Below are 18,235 nucleotides of genomic sequence, written 5' to 3' on the forward strand. Positions count from 1 at the left end.
TGATTATTGGGTTTGGTTAGTGGGTTTGATTATTGGCTGACACCGGTGGCGGTGTGAGCGGCCAAAAGCGAATCATTGTCCGTGCCAGGTGCGTCGCCTAGCTCACCAGTGGAGTTGTCGTCAGTCTTGGCGAGCATCAAGATAGCGGCGATGAGTCCGCCCCAGATCACCAGAATAAACAACACCATGAGAAGTATTGCGGGGCCGGTCATTAGAGTTCATTCCCTTCGGTCGGGGTGGAGGTAGGCGTCGTCACCGAGGATGTGGCAGCGCCAGTGGACAGAGGGTTTGGTACCCCGCGCGGGCGGCCATTAGGTGGTACGCCGTAGTCGCTGCTAGGCAGTCCGTCGAGGATCTGGTTGCCGCGGAACGGGATGAAGGTCCACAGCACCGCCCCGAAGGCAATGAGGATTAGTACCAGCCAGCCGTAGCTGAAAATGGTGCTCGATTCATAGCCTTCGTATCCCTCGGAGAGTAGGGTGCGGATCTCCTCAACCAGGAAGAACAACAGCACTGCAGGGGTGATAATGAACACGCAAGCCTGCCAGACAATACCCAGTCGCAGCTCGGATACAGCGTTGAGGTGCTGTGCGATTTCGTTGCGACGCCCCTGAATCCAGCCGATAGTCAAGACGGCGGCCACGGCGCAGATAACGATGCCCAGGTTATTTGTGAACTTATCCATGATGTCCAGCGTGATGAGGCCAGAAGTCGTCGAGAACAACAGGCAGGATATAACAGCCATGATGCTTCCGACGCTGATCGATGCGACCTCGCGGGACAGGTTCAACTTGTCCTTCACTGCCGAGATCACAACTTCCATGATGGAGATCAGAGACGTGATGCCAGCTAGGAAAAGAGAACCGAAGAACAGGATTCCGAACAAGGAACCCATTGGCATCTGATTGATGATGGTGGGGAATGCGACGAAGGCCAATCCGATACCGCCCGACACCGTCTCGTCTACTGCGGTGCCGGACTGTGCGGCCATGAAGCCCAGGGTTGCGAACACGCCGATTCCGGCCAGCACCTCGAAGGAGGAGTTAGCGAAAGCCGTAACCATGCCGGTGCCGGTAAGATTCGTGCGGGGCTTCAGGTAGGAAGCGTAGGTAATCATGATGCCGAAGCCGATCGACAAGGAGAAGAAGATCTGGCCGTAGGCGGCGATCCAGACCGAAGTGTCCGTCAGGACGCTCCAGTCAGGTGAGAAGAAGGCGTCGAGGCCATCGGTTGCGCCCTCCAAGAAAAGGCTGCGCACTACCATCACTACGAACAGGATGATCAGTACCGGGACGAAGAACATCGTGATTCGGCCGATGCCCTCGTTAATGCCACGAGCGAGGGTGAAAATGCACACTACCCACACACCAATCATGACCAGCAAGATTGGTACAACGAAGTCACCGGTCCAGGCGGAGGAATCGTCGAGCTTAAGGAACTCTTCCTGGAAGTACGTTTCGGCGTTGTCGCCCCACGCCTTGGAAATGGAGTTCCAGGTATAGATTCCGGCCCAGGCGATAATGGCGGCGTAGTACACCGCGATGAAGAAGTTGACGCCTACCTTAAGCCAGCCAATAGGTTCAGCGAACTTGCCGGTACGGCGGAATGTAAGGGGAGTGGAACCGCGGAAGCGGTGACCCATCGCGAGGTCGAACCAGAGCAGCGGAATACCGGCGCTGAGGAGAGCGACCATGTAGGGGATGAGGAACGCGCCACCGCCGTTTTCATAGGCGGCGTAGGGAAAACGCCAGATATTTCCCAGGCCGACTGCGGAGCCGATGGCGGCCATGAGGAAGACGAGTCGGGAGTTGAATGTTTCCCGTCGCTGACGGGGGTTGGCTTGAGACGTTGTCATTGCGAGGCAACTTTCTTGCAGGCATCTCGGGGTGTGAAGGGGGAGACGAGACTTTAGGGGTGGCAAAGCCTCAAGTTTTTCTAAGGTGCATTTACTATACGACCGTGCAAGAGGGCTAATAGTGGGTTTTCACAATTTTTTCCTGAGTTTGATTACTTACGGGGTGGGGTGGCGGGGCTGCGGAGATTTGAAAGGACTTTAAAAGCGGTTTAGGTGGCGAGCTGTGGGCGTCAATAGAAAGGGTGCGTTGTTGGCAGCAACGGCCGGGCGATAGGATGGGGCACGTGACTCTTACTCTAGGAATCGTCGGCCTGCCCAACGTGGGCAAGTCCACGCTGTTTAACGCCCTGACCCGCAACGATGTTCTGGCTGCGAACTACCCGTTCGCGACCATCGAGCCCAACGTGGGGCTGGTGGAGCTGCCGGACCCACGCCTGACGCGCCTGGCTGAGATCTTCGAATCGGAGCGCATTCTGCCCGCGACCGTCTCCTTTGTGGATATCGCCGGCATTGTGAAGGGCGCCTCCGATGGCGAGGGTATGGGTAATGCCTTCCTGGCGAACATCCGCGAGGCGGATGCGATTTGCCAGGTGGTGCGCGCGTTTTCCGATGACAACGTGATCCACGTCGATGGGCGTGTGGACCCGGCCAGCGACATTTCCGTCATTGAGACGGAGCTGATCCTGGCCGACCTGCAGACTGTGGAGAAAGCTCTGCCGCGCCTGGAAAAGGAAGCGCGGAAGAACAAGGATCTGGCTGAACAGGTCGAGGGTGCTAAGAAGGCGCAGGAGATCCTGGAAGATAGCCGTACTCTGTCGAACGCCGCGGCGCAGGGGGAGATCGACCTGGCGACCGTGCGCGACCTGCACTTCCTGACGGCCAAGCCGTTCCTATACGTGTTCAACTCCGACGAGTCCGTGCTGACGGATGAGGACAAGAAGGCGGAGCTGCGCGAGCTGGTGGCTCCGGCGGACTGCGTTTTCCTGGATGCCGCTACAGAGGCCGACCTGCTGGAGCTGGATGACGAGGAGGCAGCTGAGCTGCTGGAATCTGTCGGTCAGACCGAACCGGGGCTGCAGACGCTGGCCAAGGCCGGCTTTGCAACGCTCGGCCTGCAGACCTACCTGACCGCCGGGCCGAAGGAGGCTCGCGCGTGGACGATCCATAAGGGTGATACCGCCCCGCAGGCTGCGGGTGTGATCCACACGGACTTCGAGAAGGGCTTCATTAAGGCAGAGATCGTGGCCTTTGAGGACCTGGACGAGCTCGGTTCCATGGCGGAGGCCCGCGCCCACGGCAAGGTGCGCCAGGAGGGCAAGGACTACGTGATGGCCGACGGCGACGTGGTCGAGTTTAAGTTTAACGTCTAACGTTATTGACGCTTCGCGTTATGGGGGATAGGGTGAAGCATGATCCAGTCGTTCGCTGACAAGGACACTGAGCGTCTGTGGAATCGAGAGCGGGTTCGCTCGATCGATTCCCGCATTCACTCAGTAGCGCTGCGCAAGCTTCGCCAGCTTGGGTACGCGCAGACTCTTGATGAGTTACGGATTCCCCCGGGAAACCGGCTCGAGGCGTTGAAAGGTGATCGGCGGGGTCAGTTCAGCATTCGAATCAACGACCAGTGGCGGATCTGTTTTCGGTGGTCCGCCGCGGGGCCAGAGGAGGTTGAGATCGTTGACTACCACTGACAAGCTCCCTCCGGTTCACCCCGGTGAGATCCTCATGGAGGACTTTCTCAAGGAAATGGGGATCACCCAGCACAAGCTCGCCGTCTCCATCGGCGTTCCGCCCCGCCGGATCAACGAAATTGTTCACGGTAAGCGCGCTGTAACCGCTGACACGGCCCTTCGTCTAGCGAAGTTTTTCGAGATGAGCCCCCAGTTCTGGCTCGGGTTGCAGACCCAGTACGACCTGGATGTGGCGGAAGACAAAATCCTCGCCGAGATCGAGCGGATTCAGCCGGTCCAAGCTGTCTCAGCGTAGCGGTTACCCGAACCAGGTCCGTCAGCGTGAGGATATGCACGCGGATGGTTCGAACTAGGGAATTTGGGGCCGCCGTCGCGTGGACTTGAGTTCCGAGCGCCGCTTCTTCGCTTCGAGACGGCGCCGCACCGAGCCGCGCGTCGGCTTCGTTTTCCGCCGCGGGGGAGGTGGTGGGGCGAGCGCCTCACGCAATAGGGAGGCCATGCGCTCTCGCGCCTCGGCGCGGTTACGGACCTGCGAGCGCTGCGTCGACGCGCTCACGGTGAGCACAGTGCCGTCCAGGCGGTGTTCGAGGTTGTAGAGGGCGCGGCGGCGTTGGGCGTCGGAAAGCGATGCGCACGCCCCGATGTCGATGGAGAGCTGCACCTTGCTGTCGGTGGTGTTGACGCCCTGGCCGCCTGGTCCCGACGACTTCGCGAACCGCTCCGTCAGGTCGGCGGCGACGACGACGAGGCCGCCGGGGATACCCGGGCCGGGTGCGATGGTCAGGTCGTTCATACCGCCCAGCTTAGTTAGAGTTGTTTCCGGATCAGACCCGCCGTGCGAGATCAGGGTAGTGTACGACCACTCCGTCACCGTCGACCTCCAACTCGACGTCGACTCCCCGTGTTCCGCTTCCGTATCGGACAGTTTCAGCATCGACGGAGCTGTAGTACTGGTCTGATGCGATCACCTGGAGGGACGGTATATCAATCCAAGCCATGATCAGCTGCGTTTTCGGAACCTGAGTCTCAAGCAGCGTCAAGCGACGAATAGGCATTGTGTTGGTGAGAGGGCACAGACCGAGATCGCAATCGAGTGCGGCTTTCAGGTCGGCTGACTGGACGATACCGGGGGAGGGCAGATCTTCAGGCTGGGCGCCCTCTTCATTGGTTTCCGCCGACCACACGCCTTGCTCGAACCTAAACAGCTCGAGGCTTCGCCCCCATCCGTCGCCTTCAACGTTCACCGACACACGTTCGGTCACCCAGTTCTCCGCGGTGCGCAGCTCCCACGTGGCCTCGTATCCATCGCCGTATTGCACTCCGGAAGCGGTCAAGCCGGCTCTTAAAAAATGAACTGCGGCCTCGTGCCGGATGAGGGGAGTCTCGACATGCTCCCACTTATACGTGCGCTTTATGGTGAGGATTTTACCACGCTTGATGGTGCGAAAAGGCAGGTAGCTTTCGACTGAAACTCGGTGGAGTTCAAGTTCAACGTGTAACGCGAGCAGCCGCCGCCGGATTCTCGGTGGCGATTCCGGCCCGAACCTCGGGGACATTGTCGCGCTTCCTCATTTACGTGAGCTCCGCGACTCCGGCCAGCTCGCCGCTACCCCCATCTTCGATAGCTTGAGCGAGCTCGACCACGACCATCTGATCTGGTGCACTGGTTTCCGTCCGGCCCTCAGTCCATTCCGCCACCTCATGCGCGGCCGCGAAACCGCGATGACGAATCTGCATCTGGTCGGTTACGGCAACTGGACCGGCGACGCCTCGGCAACACTGATGGGTGGGAGCCCTTTGCCAAACACACTGCCCAGGTAGTCGCGGACCGTGTCGATGAAGCTCGGCATCAAAAGTTTTGAGGCGACGCTTGGTCCCTGAGCAGCTCGATCCTTCCAAGATCCGCGCTGGAGAGCCAGCGCGCTGGGCGAAGGTGTGTCTCAGCGCTTCGCTCGTGCGGCCCGCAGGCCGTTCAAGATGACAATGACTTCAGCGACCTCGTGAACCAATACGACAGCGGCCAGTCCCAGCACGCCGCTGATCGCCAGTGGCATCAACACGATGATGATGGCCAGAGACAGCACGATGTTTTGGTTGATGATCCTGCTGCCTCGGCGGGCGTGCTGCAGCGCCTGCGGGATCAGCCGGAAATCGTGGCCAGTGAAGGCGACGTCAGCGGATTCGATCGCGGCGTCAGAGCCGGTTGCTCCCATCGCAATGCCCACCGTTGCGCCCGCCAGTGCCGGGGCGTCGTTGATGCCGTCGCCGATCATCGCCGTCGGCGTCTTGGAGGAGAGTTCGGCGACGATGCTTGCCTTGTCCTCCGGTCGCAGCTCGGCGCGCACGTCGTCGATTCCGGCGATTTCAGCCAGCGCCCGGGCGGTGCGGGTGTTGTCACCGGTGAGCATGCTCACTTCCACGTCGTTGTCGTGCAGGGTCTGCACGGCTTGGGGTACCTCGGGCCGCAGTTCGTCGCGGACCCCGATCGCCCCGGCGAGGGCGTCATCGACGGTGACTAGGACGCAGGTCTGGCCCTCGGACTCCATGCGCTCAACGTCTGCCTTTAGTGGCCCGGCGTCGATCCACCGGGGGCTGCCCACCAGCACCTGTCGACCTTCGACGGTGCCGCCGATGCCATGCCCGGCCTCTTCGCTGATGTCCAAGGCAGCGGGCGCTTCGGGCCCCGCTGCCGCGATCGCCGCGGCGAGGGGGTGCGTCGATTGCTGCTCAACCGCCGCCGCGAAGGAGAGCACCTGCGCCCGATCGAATCCGTCTGCCGGGACCACGTCGGTAACCTCAGGCTGGTTGCGGGTAAGGGTTCCGGTCTTGTCCACCGCCAGGTGACGGATTCCACCGAGCCGCTCGAACGCCGCGCCGGACTTGATGACCACGCCGAACTGGCTGGCCGCGCCGATGGCGGCCACGACCGTCAGCGGCACGGAGATTGCCAGCGCACACGGGGATGCTGCGACCAGGACCACCAACGCGCGGGTGATCCACGTCTCGGGGTCGCCCAGCAGCGAGCCGATCACGCCGACCAGCACCGCCAGGATCATCACACCGGGCACTAGGGGTTGGGCAATCCGGTCGGCGATCCGGGCGCGGTCGCCCTTTTCCGCCTGCGCCTGCTCGACCAGGTCCACGAGTGTGGTCAGCGAATTGTCCGTTCCAGCTGCGGTCGTTTCGACTTCCAGCACGCCGGCGGAGTTGGTTGCTCCCGCGGGCACTTCGTCGCCGGGCGCAACCTCCTCCGGAATGGATTCTCCGGTGATCGCTGAGGTGTCAAGGCTGGAGCGCCCAGACCGAATGATGCCGTCCGTGGCGATTCGCTCTCCGGGGCGCACGAGCATCAGCTCGCCAGCCACGAGGTCCTTCGCTGCGACCTCGACCGCCGTACCGTCGCGCAGCACCGTCGCGGTCTGCGGCACCAATTTCAACAGTGCCCGCAGTCCGCCCTGGGCTCGGTCCATCGCCTTGTCTTCCAGTGCCTCGGCGATCGAGTACAGGAACGCTAACGCCGCGGCCTCCCCGACGTAACCGAGGATCACCGCGCCGACCGCGCTGATCGTCATCAGCAAACCAATGCCGAGCTTGCGCTTCGTGGCAAGGTTCCGGATAGCGCCGGGCGCGAACGTATACGCCCCTAGCAGCAGGCCGACCCAGAACAGTACTGTCGCGGGTGTCTCTAGCCCGGACCAGCCCAGTGCCAGTCCTATGCAGAGGGCTACGCCGGAGAAGATCGGCAGTAGCAACTCGGGGTCCTTCCACCAGGGCCGATCGAGATCTTCGATCTCCGTGGCTGGTTCGTGTTCGCATCCACATGCTGAACTCATGCGTCCGCTCCTTTTCCGTCGCAGCCGGGCACCGAGCACTCAGGGTCGATGCACGGGGCGTTTTCGTCGACAGCCAACGTCGCGTTCACTAGCGCGTTGAGCGCTGTCGCGAGGTGCGGATCGGCGATTTCGTAGCGTGTCTTGCGGCCCTCCGGCTCGGCGACGACGATGCCGCAGTCACGCAAGCAGGTCAGGTGGTTCGAGACGTTCGAGCGGGTCAGGTCCAGGTCGCGCGAAAGCACGGCCGGGTAGCTCGGGCCGTCGAGTAGGGTGATTAGGATTCTGGAGCGCGTCGGATCCGCCATGGCCCGGCCGAGCCGGTTCATGACGTCGAGGCGTGAAGCAATAGTCAGCATATGCTGAATCATACAGCAGTTACTGAACTATTCAACACGCACTGAACTGACGTTGAAACGAAGAGCTTGCGACCTGCAGGAATTAGTCGATGGGATAGCCGGTAACTGGGCCTTCGTGATTCGGCTTCTTCCACGCGGCGCGGTAGCGGCTGATCTGATCCGCCTGGATTTCGCCCAGGGTCTCGGCGGTGGTATCGGAGACCAGGGTGGAGGACATCAGGTTGAGCCCGTCCTTGGCGGTTTGCTCGGCAGAAGCGTGGGTGCCGGAGCCGTAGAAAATGTGCTTACGCAGCTCGGGCACCATGGGGAAGATCGGCAGGGCGGAGCCGGGCTGGAACATGTTGGGGTATTGCCGATCCAGCGGTGCGGCGGTGGCGAATCCGTTGCCGTCCACTGCAGCCATGAACGCCTCGAGGTGGGCTTGTGCCACGTCCGCGCCGTTGGGCGCTTCGCCCTTGTAGCCGAAGTCCTCCCAGCCGCGGTCAGCTGAATGCTGCAACTGAATTGGTCGAACTCAAAGTGGCGCCTAGTAACCAACTGGGAAAAACTCAGTGGCGACCGAGCAGGGCAGCGCAGTGTCAGAATTAGCAGTCAATGGCGCATTTGCTTCATCTGTGCCATTGCTGGGCCACGTGACGTGGAGATTGTCGACTATCACTAGGAAGCGGAATGACAAGTTTTTACCCTCCGATTCATCCCGGGGAAATCCTTATGGAGGAATTCCTGGAACCAGTGGGTATTTCTCAGCATAAACTCGCAGTGTCTATCGGCGTTCCGCCTCGACGCATCAACGAGATTGTGCATGGCAAGCGCCGTATCACTGCGGACACTGCCTTGCGTCTCGGCCGTTTTTTGGCATGACGGCGCAGTTCTGGATCAACCTGCAGTCGCATTATAACTATGATGTAGAGAGTGAAACGATTGCTGATCAGCTTGAGTTGATCAAGCCGCACCAGGTTGCGTAAATCAGGAATGGAGAAGTTCATTCAGGACGGTTGGAACCATAATCGGCAGTATCATGGTCTAATTCTCGAGCAGTGTCAGCCGACAATGAATAGCGCACTCGACGTGGGATGCGGTGAGGGGCTTTTGGCACAAGTATTGAGTGACCGTGGCTTGACCGTGACAGGGATTGATGCCAATGATGATGTTTTAGTCACTGCGCGTCGGCGTGAGTGTGGAGTCAGATGGGTGCAAGGGGATGTGTTGACCCATGACTTTGGAGAACGGCAGTTTAATTTTGTTACTGCCGTAGCAACGGTTCATCACTTGCCGGAGTTTGAAGCGGCGCTGGCTCGGCTGCGCAGTCTAGTTTCCCCGGGTGGCACGTTGGTAATCCTCGGTTTAGCCAGGAGTACGACCACAGTCGACTTTGTCTACGATGTTGTCGGAGCAGTTCAGCACCGGTTCTATGCAAAGCTCCGTAATTACGTAGAAGATTCAGCACCCAAAAAGTTCGAGTTTCCCTTGACTTATCGGCAAGTTCGAACACAGGCACGCTCATGCTTGCCGGGGTGTTCCTTCCGGCGGCTCCCGCTGTTTCGCTATCTATTGGTGTGGAATCGCTCCTGAGTACGAGTAGAACGTTGCGCATGTGAACAATCAACGGGATTCGGTGGAGTTTAAGTTCAATGTGTAGCTAGGCTCCGGGGTTGCCCACGCAAAACTCGTTGCCCTCCGGATCCTGCATTATGGTCCAAACCAGGCCTGGCGCCTCGTGGGAGCTAAGTTCGATAGCGCCCAAACTCTTAAGACGCTCCACAAGGAGTTCGCGGTCAACCCCACCGCCGTCGATATGTATGCGATTCTTGCCAGGCGTGGGAACCGAAACGCGCTGAAAACCTAACGCTGGGGTGGAATCGATCAAAACGAAGTCCCCATAATCTGCGGCGATCTCGCAGTTAGTTGCCGCCGACCAAAACTTGGCTAGCTTGGAAGGATCGTGGCAGTCGAAGGTGACCTGGCGGATAGCGAAAGCTGGGTTACGCATAATCCGCAGCGTACCTGTGTTTCGTTGTTTCCGCTTGTTATCTACAAGCGAGTAAGAAACCCTGCAACGACACTCCATCGAGTTCAAGTTCAACGTGTAGCTAAGCCGTATTTTCTGCAATTTTCCGGCGATCTCTCTGCAAGAATCCTGGCGATCAGCGACGGCGTGCTGTGATGAGCACGTAGCCGGTCGTGGAGTTGACGCGTCCGGACGTGTCGGCATGGGCTTCGAGGTGATCGCGCAATGCAGTCCACAACGCTTCTCGGTGAGAGCCGATGCATTCGGCCATCCATGCATGCGTTGGACTGCCTTCGCGGTATAGCCGCATACCGTCCTCAACGCTGTCGAAGGACCATTCCAGCTCGCGGTGCTCGATGTGGATGCTTTCGAACCAATGCGACAGACGCTCGTGTGCCACCTCGTCAATGCCCCAGGCCATGTGCGGTGGGGTCTGCTTGGAGGAACCTGGATTGACCGTCTCCATCATTGCGTCTGTCATTGTGGCGAGGAAACCCTTTTGATTCCAGGCGGTCATCACAAGCTCGCCGCCCGGACGCAAAATGCGAGCCCATTCTGTCGTTCCGGGAGTTGGATCGCAGAACATTGAGCCAAAAGTACTCGTGACGGCGTCAACGGACGAGTCATCCAAGCCGGTGGCTTCGCCCAGTGCGTCTATCCACGTGGCGTTTGGCGCGTTGCGCTGCCCGATCGCGCGGATTCGGGCGGTCGGCTCGATAGCGGTCACGGTGTAGCCTTCGGCGACGAGCGCTGCGACGCCATCGCCGTGCCCCGATCCGATGTCGACAACCGTTGCAGGGGTGGGCAAACGTCCGGCCAATTCCGTGGCGACGAGTTCAGAGATCGGTCGTAGGCGTGCAGCTGTCGGGGCGTAATCGCTGGCTGACCAGATATCGCTGGGAGAGCTCATGTGCTCACCCTATATGAAAATCGTTGTCCTTTGTCATGAAGCTGGTTTGGTTCACTCGATAGCGCGGCTGAACGTTAGTCGACGGCGGACGCATGCACCGGGCAAAACGTCATCGACTGCTGTCCGGATTGTTGCTACCGACAATTTGACACTACATAGAGCCAAGAACATCGCAGCGAAGGTGCAGGCAAAGGCTGTCCACCAAATCCCATGGAAAGAAACAAAGCCGGTGAGGTGGTCATTTACTATGCCAACGGTCAGAACCGTGAACACCAAAACCACCACTGCAGCCGTTCCGGTGAGTGCAAATGCTTCGCCTATTTCAATTAGAATCCAGGACCTACTGGGCGCGCCTGCAAGGCGAAGCCCATGGATATCCCTTTTGATTCGGGCATGCATGATGAGCGAAGTCATTACGGCGCCAACGATACTGGGGGCAAGGACTGGACCAAGGACAACCACAAAAACTTGCCATGCCGACATTGAGCTCCCAGGCTCTGCGCCCTTGATTAATCGAAGCCCTGAACCCACACTGATGATGAGGCCTCCGAACAATACCCATGGAATGATGTGAGGCGAGGAAAATTTACGTCGGACGCGAACGTTGGCTCCTGCAATGCCGAGTACACGTGTCCACTGGTCAAGAAGAGGCAGCAGCCAGGGCAGTAGTAGCGGTATGAGGACTGACATTCCCATCGCCCAGGCGAGTACATCTTCTGTTTTCTCGATGCAGGCGCCTCCAATACTGCATCCAGCAATAGCGACCGTAGCAACCGCGCTCCGGATTGTGATCCACAACGGGTGAGAGTCGGTCTGCGGTCGAAAAATCTGTTTTAGCGGTAGCAGTGCGCCAGCCATAGCGGCCCCACCACAAACAAGTACGACCCACATCACCACAGAGGCATCAACCGATAGGTCAGGCATGGGGATACCATCACCACGAAGGGCCTCGACTGCTGGGCTCAGCGCTGGGCGAATGAGTTGTGCCCCGATTAAAGAGGCAGTAGCACTAACTACGGCAACTTGGCCGAGTATGAGGAGGTTGATCATCCACCCAGGCATGCCGACCATGCGCCAACTCTGATAAATCGGTTGGTGTTCTTCGATGGTCAAACGCATCTGACTAAACGTGACTAGAACGATGGCACAGATTGACATTCCAAGGATCGTTCCGCCAAGGGGAATTGCGTCTTTGCCATCTGCGGAGATCATCGAAATTGCCAGACTGCAGCTAGCGGAGGAAACGAGCATCGTGATTGAAATCGCCAGCCATGACAACCAATTCGACTTTAGGTCTTTAAGCCAAACAATCATGAGTTTTTGCTCCCAGGAGTGGCCAGAGGTTCTTTAGCGAGATCAATTACGCGGTCCGCATATGCGGCTGCTCTTTGGGAGTGCGTAACCATTACCACTGTCGATCCTGATTGGGTTGCTGTTTTGAGATGCCTTAACACCACATCAGCAGTTTGATCGTCGAGAGCTCCCGTGGGCTCGTCAGCAAAGATGAATGGAACGTTAGCAAGCAACGCACGAGCTACGGCTACACGCTGCTGTTGACCTCCGGAGAGTTGATTTGGCAGATAGTTTTCAAATCCTTTGAGTCCCAATGAATTAAAGACTGTCTTGACTTGAGCCATGGAGCAGCGGCGCCCACTAAACCTGGCGGTAAGCATCGCATTGCGCCTTGCCGTGAGGGATTCCAGCAGGTTGTAATCCTGGAAGACGAAGGCGCGCTCTGTACGGTCCGGAGCATTCACTGTGCCTGATGAAGGCTTGTCTAAGCCGGATAGAATTTTGAGCAGTGTTGTTTTGCCGCTTCCAGATGGGCCCATCACAGCGACAAATTCACCAGCTTTAATGCTCAAATCGAGACCGTCTAGCACCTTGTGCTTACCGAATCGCTTCGTAAGGTTATGAGCTTGGAGCGCTTGCGGAGAGACTGGTGAGCTAGCTGATGCGGTGGTGGCATGACTGCTTGTTCTTGATTTCTGCATACTCTCATCCGACCAGCCACACAGTATGGAAGCCATGGAGCCAACTACCTACATAACGGTAGAGCTGGCTCTACCGTTTTTCTCAAAGGCGACCACTAATGTTGAAATCGATGAAGACGTTGAAGAGTTTGGGTTGGAGTGCAGTGCTCGCGCTCCTTTTCGTACCTGGATTCGTTATCTCGTTGCTGCTACTGCCTTGGATTCCCCTTGTTGCACGCGGTGCAGATGCTATCTGTAGACGTGGGGCGTTGTGGATGGGCGTAGAAGTCCCGTACCGCAAAGCGAGCCGCTGGTTCGACTGGCCACAGTTCTTTCATCTGGTGATGCAACTTGTGCTTGCTGCGGCTGCCTTCTTCACATGGGTTTCTTTGGGCTTCTTCGCAGGAGTACTAATTGCCATCCCATTCCTACCGGTCGGCGAGCTTTCTCTGGGCGAATGGTCCACCTCAAATCCAATTCTCATTTTTGTTGTTTCTTGGGGTGTGGCTGCCATTGCTATTGGTCTTTTGATGATCTTCTCGCGACTGCTTTCCGCGGCGTCAATAGCTGTAGTTCGGTTTGCGCTATCTCCCAGCGACAAGGAACTCGCTGCTTCTCGTGCCACTCTTATCGACGCTTTTTCTGGCGAACGCCGTCGCATCGAGCGTGAACTCCATGACGGGCCACAACAATATTTGACAGCGCTAAAACTCAACCTCGCTACTGCAAAATTGCATTACAAGAATCAGGCTTCCGCTGAAGTTATGGAGATAGCATTGGAGGATGCAGAACACAATGCCTCCCAGGCGCTACGCGCGTTACGTGCGACTGTGCGGGGAATCGCCCCGCAGGTGCTCTTTGACAGAGGGCTGATTGCAGCCCTTGAAGAGCTAATCGCACACGCAGGGGTCGACGCTTGTTTGCAGGTCGAAGGTAGCTCTTCGGAGTTGGACGAAACAATGGCGCTACTGGCCTACCACTGCGTTGCCGAAGCTTTGACGAATGCAACGAAACACGGCCAAGCTAAGCACGTTGACGTGAGGGTTGCCTTTTCGAATCGGCTACGAGTGTCTATTACAGATGATGGGGTTGGATTTATCGAGACCTCTTCAGAAGATTCACGTGACTTAAACGGTACAGGTATCGCAGGTTTGCGTGAGCGTGCTGCTGCACTTGGTGGAACGGTGAAACTCCAGAACATTAAGGATGGTGAAAGCTCGCTTGAAAATGGTTCTGGTGCGCGGTTGATTCTTGAACTGCCTCTGTCGGAATCCCCTAAATCAACCTAGTGGAGAATAGATTGAAGGTCTTACTTGCAGAAGACTCTGCATTGCTTCGTGCTGGACTTGAACAGCTACTAATGGCACTTGGGTATGAAGTCGTGACGGTGGTCGATGCGTCAGAATTGCGAAATGCCACGATGGCGAGTGATGAAAATGGGCAGAAATACGATGTGATTATCACCGATGTCCGTATGCCTCCAACCATGACTGATGATGGTCTGCGTGCGGTATATGAACTGCGCAAACGGTATCCTTCTCAACCGGTTATGGTGCTTAGCCAGTATGTTGCGGCGAGCTACCTCGATCGGCTGTTGGAGCACGGCGGCTTTGGCTATCTTTTGAAGGAACGCGTCTCTGACGTGGACGAATTCGTTCACTCTCTTAACGAGGTTGCTCGGGGAGGAACCGTCGTCGATCCAGAGGTTGTATCTGCCCTACTTTCGGCGCGACGAACCGGCCTGGCTGCGTTGACACCTCGGGAAAAGGAAGTCCTTGCGTTAATGGCTCGTGGTCTGAGCAACTCGGAGATCATGGATGAATTGGTGCTGACCGCGGGAGCAGTGAGCAAGCACGTTGCCAGCGTCTTTATGAAGCTTGGGTTTGCACCCGAGGATGCTAATCGCCGTGTAAAAGCAGTACTTGCTTGGTTGCGGCATACGGAGCGATGAAGGCTAACGCCAACTAGTCGAGTCTCCGGCTTATAGTCGGAGTTCTCGATCGTCACCGCCGTCACGGGCTTCTTCGGATCGAGCTTGATCGCGTAGTAGACCACGCTATCGTCTACGATGTTTGCAACTCGTGCGAAGTCCTCCGGCGGCGGTCGTTTCGCCGGTCTCCTTAGAAGACGAAGCAGCGTTCGGATCCGTCGGCGTCTCATCATCCGAACAGGCAGCAAGCGAGAGAGCCGTCAACGTGGCAACGGAGAGTGCAACAAGGCGTTTTCGCATGCAGTTAAGCGTGCGATGTTGCCAGGGACTTTCCCTGCAGAACTAATGAATTAGACGCTCGTGGCTACGGGCTAACCCACCACGATGGCGCGCGCCATGCGGTGCAGCGTCGCCGCCGCATGCTCGAGGTTCTGGGGAGTCTCTGCGCTTTCTGACGCCCGCATCACCGCTGCATTCAGCAATCCGATATCCATCGGGGAGACGCCGGGGCAGAAGCTATCCACGATTTCTTTAAATCGTGCATGTGACTTCTGGACCCTGTCCTCGGCAAATGCCTCTGGAAACTGTTGCGCTGCGGCCATCAGTGGGCCGTGGGAACCATGCACGAAGAGATCGAGCATCGCGTCCACGTAGGCGCAGATGCGTTCTTCGGCCTCTGGCGGAGCGGCCTTGACCTTGTCTTCCAGCTGGTCATGCCAGGTATCGCTGTTAAGCACCAGCAGTTGAACCATCAGATCATGCTGGGAGGAGACGTAGCGGTAGACGCTGGGGCGGGCTAGGCCAACCTCGGCGGCCACCTCTGCTAGGGAGGGAACTTTGCCGCCGCCAGCAACGATCAGCTGCTCAGCGGCCTCCAGCACTGCGCGGTGCTGGACCGCGCGGTGCTCGGATACTGTCGTCTCCGTGATCTTCGGCATAGTTCCCTAGTTTACTACCCGCTTTTCGGCCTGCGTACAGGCCTATTTGGGTGCCTATTTGGAGGCGGGGCTCAAGCGCCCATCGACCATTTCGTAGACCTTGTCGCAGTGGTTCAAGACCTCGTGATCGTGGGTGACCATCACACCCGCGACGTTGAATTCGTGGCATTCGCGAGCCAGCAGCTCCACGATTTCCTGCGAACGCTTGCGGTCCAGAGCCGCGGTGGGCTCGTCGACCAGCAACACCTGTGGGTCGCCGACGAGAGCTCGGGCGATGCCCACCCGCTGACGTTCGCCACCCGACAGACTTCCTGGGCGGTGCTTAGCTCGGGGCGTCATACCAACCTTCTCCAAAAGCTCCGCACCAGAGTAACGACCGTGTTTACCCATGACGCGCGCGGCGAGCTCCAGTTGTTCCTCGGCGGTGAGGGCGCCGGGCAGGCTGCCGGAGGATTGGAAGACGAAGCCGATGTAGTCCCGGCGAATGCGGGCTAGTTCCTTGTCATCGTATTTGGTGATGTCTTCGTCGCCGATTTTGACGCTGCCAGAGGCTGGGTTGGTCAGCGCTCCTGCGACGGCCAGCAGCGTGGATTTGCCGGAACCGGAGGGGCCAACGACGGCGACGAACTCTCCGGGATCGACGGTCAGGTTCACCTGGTCCAACGCGGTGATCTGGGAATCACCGTCGGTGTAGGTCACCGTGACGTCTTTAAGTTCCAGGGCCGGAACGTGCGGGGCGGGAAGGTGCGAGGCGGGGCTCATCGGTTTTCTCCTAGGGCTGCGAGCGGGTTAGTGCGGGTGACGCGGACGACGGCAATCAACGCGCCGATCAGGCCAGATACGAAGAGGATCGCGCTGCCGCTGAGGACGGATCCGAGTTCGGTGGCGTAGGGCATGGCCGTGGTTTCCAGGAGGCTTCCGAGGCCGACGGCGATAAGTGCGCCGACGATGACGGACGCGCCCAGGATGATGACGGCCTGGCCCAGGCTGTCGCGCAGCAGGAAGCCCTTCGTGGCACCCATCGCGCGCAGAGCGGCGATATTGCCTGCGCGCTGGATGGTCCACACCAGGAAGAAAGCACCGGTGACCAGGGCTGCGATGACGTAGAGGAACCACTTAATCATGGAAAGGGTCATCATTTCGGCGGTGTAGCCGGGGGAGGAGTCGAAGCTTTCCTTGAGGGTGCGGACATCCAGGCCAGAGGCGTCGGAGAGCGCCTCAGTGTCTGGCTTCTCCTGCGTGCGGGCGGCGATGACGGATATTTCCTTGTACGCCTCCGGGCTTACCTCTTCGCCCTTACGTACGCCGGCGTGGATTTCTTGCCAGACGTCGAGGGGCAGGTAGGCGGCATCGAGGTGGCCGAAGGTGCGCTGGCCATCGGTGAAGCCGACGACCTTCAACGGGATCTCAAGGCGATCGATGGTGATGGTGTCGCCTTCTTTGATGCCTTCGTCTTGGAGGGTGGAGGACACGACGATTTCGTGCTTGGTTTTGGTGGGGGCGCCGCCGTTAGGGGCGGTGCTCTGTTCTGGCAGCCGCTCCGGTGCGATGAAGGAGCCGGGCTTTACTCCGAGGAGGGCGAGGTCGACGGCCTTGCCGTTCTGGTTGTGGGCGTTTGCAATGGTTAGGCCCAGTGGGGCGGCCTCTTCCACCCCGTCGATGTTGGCGAACTTGTCGGCCTCTGTGATGTCAACGATGGAGCGCGTGAAGGCCGAATCGGTCTGGGTGCCATCGGCGAAAGCGATGACGTCACTATCCATTGCCTTCAGACCAGAAACACCGTCGTTAACCAATCCGGCTGTGAGGTCGGAGATGATGACGACCAGCAAGGATATGAGCGCCAAGACGACGCTCATGAGAAGGAATCGGGTGCGCGCAAAAAGCATTTCGCGCAAGGCTAGAAACATGATGAAAATCCCTGGGGTTGAGGTTGGAGAGGTGAGCGGTTGATCAGTCGCTACACAGACTTTAGCAACAATATGTTGCCAAGATAAAAACAGGGTGTTTCTAACCGTGGATATTGAAAGCGCTGGCTCGTTGGTTAGAATGTAGGCACGTTGCTACAAAGGAGGGTTCTCATGACTAGCGTGAGTGCGCGTGAGTTCAATCAGGATGTGAGTTACGCGAAAAGGAAGGCCAGTGAGGGGCCCGTTGTTATTACTGATCGAGGTGAGCCGGCCTTTGTATTGCTTTCCATTGATGACTACAGGAAGATCTCCGGCTCGAATAAAGGCTGGGTTTCGCGATTGCAAATGGAAGAGGATATTGACCTCGAGGACGTAAGGATGGACTTCGAACCGCGGGTGCCCGAGCTATGAACTACCTGCTCGATACGAATGTAGTCAGCGAACTCCGGAAGCCGCCCGGGAAAGTAAATCCCAGGGTGTTTGAGTGGGTTAATGCGCAGATCTTGCACAGCCAATATCTCTCTGTGATCACTATCTATGAGCTGAAGTTAGGTATCTCCCGAAAGAATCACACCGATCCTGTGCAGGGGCAGCGGCTGCAGAAGTGGTTCACTCAGGATTTACTTCTGCTGTTCGAAGGCCGGGTTCTTCCTCTTGATGAGCGAGTGGCTATAGAGGCGGCCAATATGAATGTTCCGGATCCCCGGCCCCAGGCTGATCTATTTATTGCTGCCACCGCGCGTGTGCATGGGCTGACAATCGTGACTCGAAATCAGAAGGATTTTGAGCCGATGGGTGTGCAATATTTGAATCCCTGGGAGGTCTAGTCCACTA

23 protein-coding genes and 1 pseudogene are annotated in these 18,235 nt (G+C 58.2%); 9 read left to right on the top strand and 15 right to left on the bottom strand.

What is annotated here, in order from left to right; all coding sequences use genetic code 11:
• Window positions 1-29: 29 nt before the first annotated feature.
• Both metS and ACUY2T_RS07785 read right to left on the bottom strand, forming a co-directional pair.
• A complete protein-coding gene (gene metS, locus ACUY2T_RS07780; RefSeq protein ID WP_448308168.1) occupies window positions 30-212 on the bottom strand; it encodes a methionine/alanine import NSS transporter subunit MetS in 183 nt (60 codons plus the stop codon).
• Window positions 212-1,855 carry a sodium-dependent transporter gene (locus ACUY2T_RS07785; RefSeq protein WP_448308169.1) on the bottom strand — a complete coding sequence of 548 codons (1,644 nt, stop codon included), beginning with the start codon at window positions 1,853-1,855 and terminating at the stop codon, window positions 212-214. Before ACUY2T_RS07785 ends, metS begins: the two co-directional genes overlap by 1 nt.
• A gap of 284 nt (window positions 1,856-2,139) precedes the next feature.
• Between ACUY2T_RS07785 and ychF the strand changes: the two genes are divergently transcribed.
• Genes ychF through ACUY2T_RS07800 form a run of 3 tightly spaced genes read left to right on the top strand, consistent with a single transcriptional unit; the run spans window position 2,140 to window position 3,841 of the window.
• Window positions 2,140-3,225 (top strand): redox-regulated ATPase YchF, encoded by a 1,086-nt coding sequence (gene ychF, locus ACUY2T_RS07790; RefSeq protein WP_293792316.1) that lies wholly within the window; start codon window positions 2,140-2,142, stop codon window positions 3,223-3,225.
• A 39-nt stretch (window positions 3,226-3,264) separates the two neighbouring features.
• The gene (locus ACUY2T_RS07795; protein ID WP_005290974.1) at window positions 3,265-3,546 is read left to right on the top strand and encodes a type II toxin-antitoxin system RelE/ParE family toxin; all 282 of its coding nucleotides are present in this window, start codon (window positions 3,265-3,267) and stop codon (window positions 3,544-3,546) included.
• Window positions 3,547-3,580: 34 nt separating this feature from the next.
• Window positions 3,581-3,841 (top strand): HigA family addiction module antitoxin, encoded by a 261-nt coding sequence (locus ACUY2T_RS07800; protein WP_448308210.1) that lies wholly within the window; start codon window positions 3,581-3,583, stop codon window positions 3,839-3,841.
• A gap of 54 nt (window positions 3,842-3,895) precedes the next feature.
• Here the strand turns inward: ACUY2T_RS07800 and arfB are convergent, their stop codons facing one another.
• The 6 genes from arfB to ACUY2T_RS07830 all read right to left on the bottom strand — a co-directional run bounded on the left by arfB (window position 3,896) and on the right by ACUY2T_RS07830 (window position 8,234).
• Window positions 3,896-4,339 (bottom strand): alternative ribosome rescue aminoacyl-tRNA hydrolase ArfB, encoded by a 444-nt coding sequence (arfB, locus tag ACUY2T_RS07805; protein ID WP_448308170.1) that lies wholly within the window; start codon window positions 4,337-4,339, stop codon window positions 3,896-3,898.
• 31 nt (window positions 4,340-4,370) lie between these two features.
• The gene (locus ACUY2T_RS07810) at window positions 4,371-4,880 is read right to left on the bottom strand and encodes a putative glycolipid-binding domain-containing protein (RefSeq protein WP_237746811.1); all 510 of its coding nucleotides are present in this window, start codon (window positions 4,878-4,880) and stop codon (window positions 4,371-4,373) included.
• 238 nt (window positions 4,881-5,118) lie between these two features.
• Window positions 5,119-5,283: a hypothetical protein gene (locus ACUY2T_RS07815; protein WP_192816054.1), complete on the bottom strand. Its 165-nt coding sequence runs from the start codon at window positions 5,281-5,283 to the stop codon at window positions 5,119-5,121.
• A 203-nt stretch (window positions 5,284-5,486) separates the two neighbouring features.
• Window positions 5,487-7,379, bottom strand: a complete 1,893-nt coding sequence (locus ACUY2T_RS07820) for a heavy metal translocating P-type ATPase (RefSeq protein ID WP_448308171.1) — start codon at window positions 7,377-7,379, stop codon at window positions 5,487-5,489.
• A complete protein-coding gene (cmtR, locus tag ACUY2T_RS07825; protein WP_012359887.1) occupies window positions 7,376-7,735 on the bottom strand; it encodes a Cd(II)/Pb(II)-sensing metalloregulatory transcriptional regulator CmtR in 360 nt (119 codons plus the stop codon). The genes ACUY2T_RS07820 and cmtR overlap by 4 nt, the downstream gene beginning before the upstream one ends.
• An 82-nt stretch (window positions 7,736-7,817) precedes the next feature.
• Complete coding sequence (locus ACUY2T_RS07830) at window positions 7,818-8,234, bottom strand: hypothetical protein (protein WP_448308172.1); 417 nt, start codon at window positions 8,232-8,234, stop codon at window positions 7,818-7,820.
• A 170-nt stretch (window positions 8,235-8,404) separates the two neighbouring features.
• Here ACUY2T_RS07830 and ACUY2T_RS07835 point away from each other — a divergent pair.
• Together ACUY2T_RS07835 and ACUY2T_RS07840 are read left to right on the top strand one after the other, a co-directional pair.
• Window positions 8,405-8,700: pseudogene (locus ACUY2T_RS07835) on the top strand (HigA family addiction module antitoxin).
• A gap of 7 nt (window positions 8,701-8,707) precedes the next feature.
• Entirely contained in the window at window positions 8,708-9,307 is a 600-nt protein-coding gene (locus ACUY2T_RS07840) for a class I SAM-dependent methyltransferase (protein ID WP_293789592.1), read from the top strand.
• 67 nt (window positions 9,308-9,374) lie between these two features.
• On the opposite strand, the gene ACUY2T_RS07845 is transcribed toward ACUY2T_RS07840, so the two are convergent.
• The 4 genes from ACUY2T_RS07845 to ACUY2T_RS07860 all read right to left on the bottom strand — a co-directional run bounded on the left by ACUY2T_RS07845 (window position 9,375) and on the right by ACUY2T_RS07860 (window position 12,683).
• Complete coding sequence (locus ACUY2T_RS07845) at window positions 9,375-9,725, bottom strand: VOC family protein (protein WP_448308173.1); 351 nt, start codon at window positions 9,723-9,725, stop codon at window positions 9,375-9,377.
• A gap of 154 nt (window positions 9,726-9,879) precedes the next feature.
• Window positions 9,880-10,653: a class I SAM-dependent methyltransferase gene (locus ACUY2T_RS07850; RefSeq protein ID WP_448308174.1), complete on the bottom strand. Its 774-nt coding sequence runs from the start codon at window positions 10,651-10,653 to the stop codon at window positions 9,880-9,882.
• A gap of 51 nt (window positions 10,654-10,704) precedes the next feature.
• Window positions 10,705-11,967 carry an FtsX-like permease family protein gene (locus tag ACUY2T_RS07855; RefSeq protein WP_448308175.1) on the bottom strand — a complete coding sequence of 421 codons (1,263 nt, stop codon included), beginning with the start codon at window positions 11,965-11,967 and terminating at the stop codon, window positions 10,705-10,707.
• A complete protein-coding gene (locus ACUY2T_RS07860) occupies window positions 11,964-12,683 on the bottom strand; it encodes an ABC transporter ATP-binding protein (RefSeq protein ID WP_448308176.1) in 720 nt (239 codons plus the stop codon). The genes ACUY2T_RS07855 and ACUY2T_RS07860 overlap by 4 nt, the downstream gene beginning before the upstream one ends.
• A gap of 62 nt (window positions 12,684-12,745) precedes the next feature.
• Here ACUY2T_RS07860 and ACUY2T_RS07865 point away from each other — a divergent pair, with 62 nt between their 5' ends.
• Together ACUY2T_RS07865 and ACUY2T_RS07870 are read left to right on the top strand one after the other, a co-directional pair.
• Window positions 12,746-13,915 carry a sensor histidine kinase gene (locus tag ACUY2T_RS07865; protein WP_448308177.1) on the top strand — a complete coding sequence of 390 codons (1,170 nt, stop codon included), beginning with the start codon at window positions 12,746-12,748 and terminating at the stop codon, window positions 13,913-13,915.
• 11 nt (window positions 13,916-13,926) lie between these two features.
• Window positions 13,927-14,577: a response regulator transcription factor gene (locus ACUY2T_RS07870; RefSeq protein ID WP_448308178.1), complete on the top strand. Its 651-nt coding sequence runs from the start codon at window positions 13,927-13,929 to the stop codon at window positions 14,575-14,577.
• 350 nt (window positions 14,578-14,927) lie between these two features.
• Here the strand turns inward: ACUY2T_RS07870 and ACUY2T_RS07875 are convergent, their stop codons facing one another.
• Genes ACUY2T_RS07875 through ACUY2T_RS07885 form a run of 3 tightly spaced genes read right to left on the bottom strand, consistent with a single transcriptional unit; the run spans window position 14,928 to window position 17,401 of the window.
• Entirely contained in the window at window positions 14,928-15,494 is a 567-nt protein-coding gene (locus ACUY2T_RS07875; RefSeq protein ID WP_448308179.1) for a TetR/AcrR family transcriptional regulator, read from the bottom strand.
• Between the two features lie 54 nt (window positions 15,495-15,548).
• Complete coding sequence (locus ACUY2T_RS07880; protein WP_448308180.1) at window positions 15,549-16,256, bottom strand: ABC transporter ATP-binding protein; 708 nt, start codon at window positions 16,254-16,256, stop codon at window positions 15,549-15,551.
• Window positions 16,253-17,401 carry an ABC transporter permease gene (locus tag ACUY2T_RS07885; protein WP_448308181.1) on the bottom strand — a complete coding sequence of 383 codons (1,149 nt, stop codon included), beginning with the start codon at window positions 17,399-17,401 and terminating at the stop codon, window positions 16,253-16,255. The genes ACUY2T_RS07880 and ACUY2T_RS07885 overlap by 4 nt, the downstream gene beginning before the upstream one ends.
• A 171-nt stretch (window positions 17,402-17,572) precedes the next feature.
• On the opposite strand from ACUY2T_RS07885, the gene ACUY2T_RS07890 reads away from it, so the two are divergent.
• Together ACUY2T_RS07890 and ACUY2T_RS07895 are read left to right on the top strand one after the other, a co-directional pair.
• Window positions 17,573-17,812 carry a type II toxin-antitoxin system Phd/YefM family antitoxin gene (locus ACUY2T_RS07890; RefSeq protein WP_408925408.1) on the top strand — a complete coding sequence of 80 codons (240 nt, stop codon included), beginning with the start codon at window positions 17,573-17,575 and terminating at the stop codon, window positions 17,810-17,812.
• On the top strand, window positions 17,809-18,228 hold the full coding sequence (locus ACUY2T_RS07895; RefSeq protein ID WP_448308182.1) for a PIN domain-containing protein: 420 nt from the start codon (window positions 17,809-17,811) through the stop codon (window positions 18,226-18,228). The genes ACUY2T_RS07890 and ACUY2T_RS07895 overlap by 4 nt, the downstream gene beginning before the upstream one ends.
• Window positions 18,229-18,235: the final 7 nt, after the last annotated feature.

The sequence above is a fragment of the Corynebacterium sp. 22-2729 genome, from assembly GCF_053479475.1.

Coding starts and splice junctions, on each gene's coding strand:
- cmtR (WP_012359887.1), bottom strand. CDS start 7,735: ATGCTGACTATTGCTTCACGCCTCGACGTCATGAACCGGCTCGGCCGG.
- ACUY2T_RS07875 (WP_448308179.1), bottom strand. CDS start 15,494: ATGCCGAAGATCACGGAGACGACAGTATCCGAGCACCGCGCGGTCCAG.
- ACUY2T_RS07880 (WP_448308180.1), bottom strand. CDS start 16,256: ATGAGCCCCGCCTCGCACCTTCCCGCCCCGCACGTTCCGGCCCTGGAA.
- ACUY2T_RS07890 (WP_408925408.1), top strand. CDS start 17,573: ATGACTAGCGTGAGTGCGCGTGAGTTCAATCAGGATGTGAGTTACGCG.
- ACUY2T_RS07865 (WP_448308177.1), top strand. CDS start 12,746: ATGTTGAAATCGATGAAGACGTTGAAGAGTTTGGGTTGGAGTGCAGTG.
- ACUY2T_RS07800 (WP_448308210.1), top strand. CDS start 3,581: ATGGAGGACTTTCTCAAGGAAATGGGGATCACCCAGCACAAGCTCGCC.
- ACUY2T_RS07840 (WP_293789592.1), top strand. CDS start 8,708: ATGGAGAAGTTCATTCAGGACGGTTGGAACCATAATCGGCAGTATCAT.
- ACUY2T_RS07815 (WP_192816054.1), bottom strand. CDS start 5,283: ATGCAGATTCGTCATCGCGGTTTCGCGGCCGCGCATGAGGTGGCGGAA.
- ACUY2T_RS07860 (WP_448308176.1), bottom strand. CDS start 12,683: ATGGCTTCCATACTGTGTGGCTGGTCGGATGAGAGTATGCAGAAATCA.
- ACUY2T_RS07820 (WP_448308171.1), bottom strand. CDS start 7,379: ATGAGTTCAGCATGTGGATGCGAACACGAACCAGCCACGGAGATCGAA.
- ACUY2T_RS07885 (WP_448308181.1), bottom strand. CDS start 17,401: ATGTTTCTAGCCTTGCGCGAAATGCTTTTTGCGCGCACCCGATTCCTT.
- metS (WP_448308168.1), bottom strand. CDS start 212: ATGACCGGCCCCGCAATACTTCTCATGGTGTTGTTTATTCTGGTGATC.
- ACUY2T_RS07895 (WP_448308182.1), top strand. CDS start 17,809: ATGAACTACCTGCTCGATACGAATGTAGTCAGCGAACTCCGGAAGCCG.
- ACUY2T_RS07845 (WP_448308173.1), bottom strand. CDS start 9,725: ATGCGTAACCCAGCTTTCGCTATCCGCCAGGTCACCTTCGACTGCCAC.
- ACUY2T_RS07785 (WP_448308169.1), bottom strand. CDS start 1,855: ATGACAACGTCTCAAGCCAACCCCCGTCAGCGACGGGAAACATTCAAC.
- arfB (WP_448308170.1), bottom strand. CDS start 4,339: ATGAACGACCTGACCATCGCACCCGGCCCGGGTATCCCCGGCGGCCTC.
- ACUY2T_RS07850 (WP_448308174.1), bottom strand. CDS start 10,653: ATGAGCTCTCCCAGCGATATCTGGTCAGCCAGCGATTACGCCCCGACA.
- ACUY2T_RS07855 (WP_448308175.1), bottom strand. CDS start 11,967: ATGATTGTTTGGCTTAAAGACCTAAAGTCGAATTGGTTGTCATGGCTG.
- ACUY2T_RS07795 (WP_005290974.1), top strand. CDS start 3,265: ATGATCCAGTCGTTCGCTGACAAGGACACTGAGCGTCTGTGGAATCGA.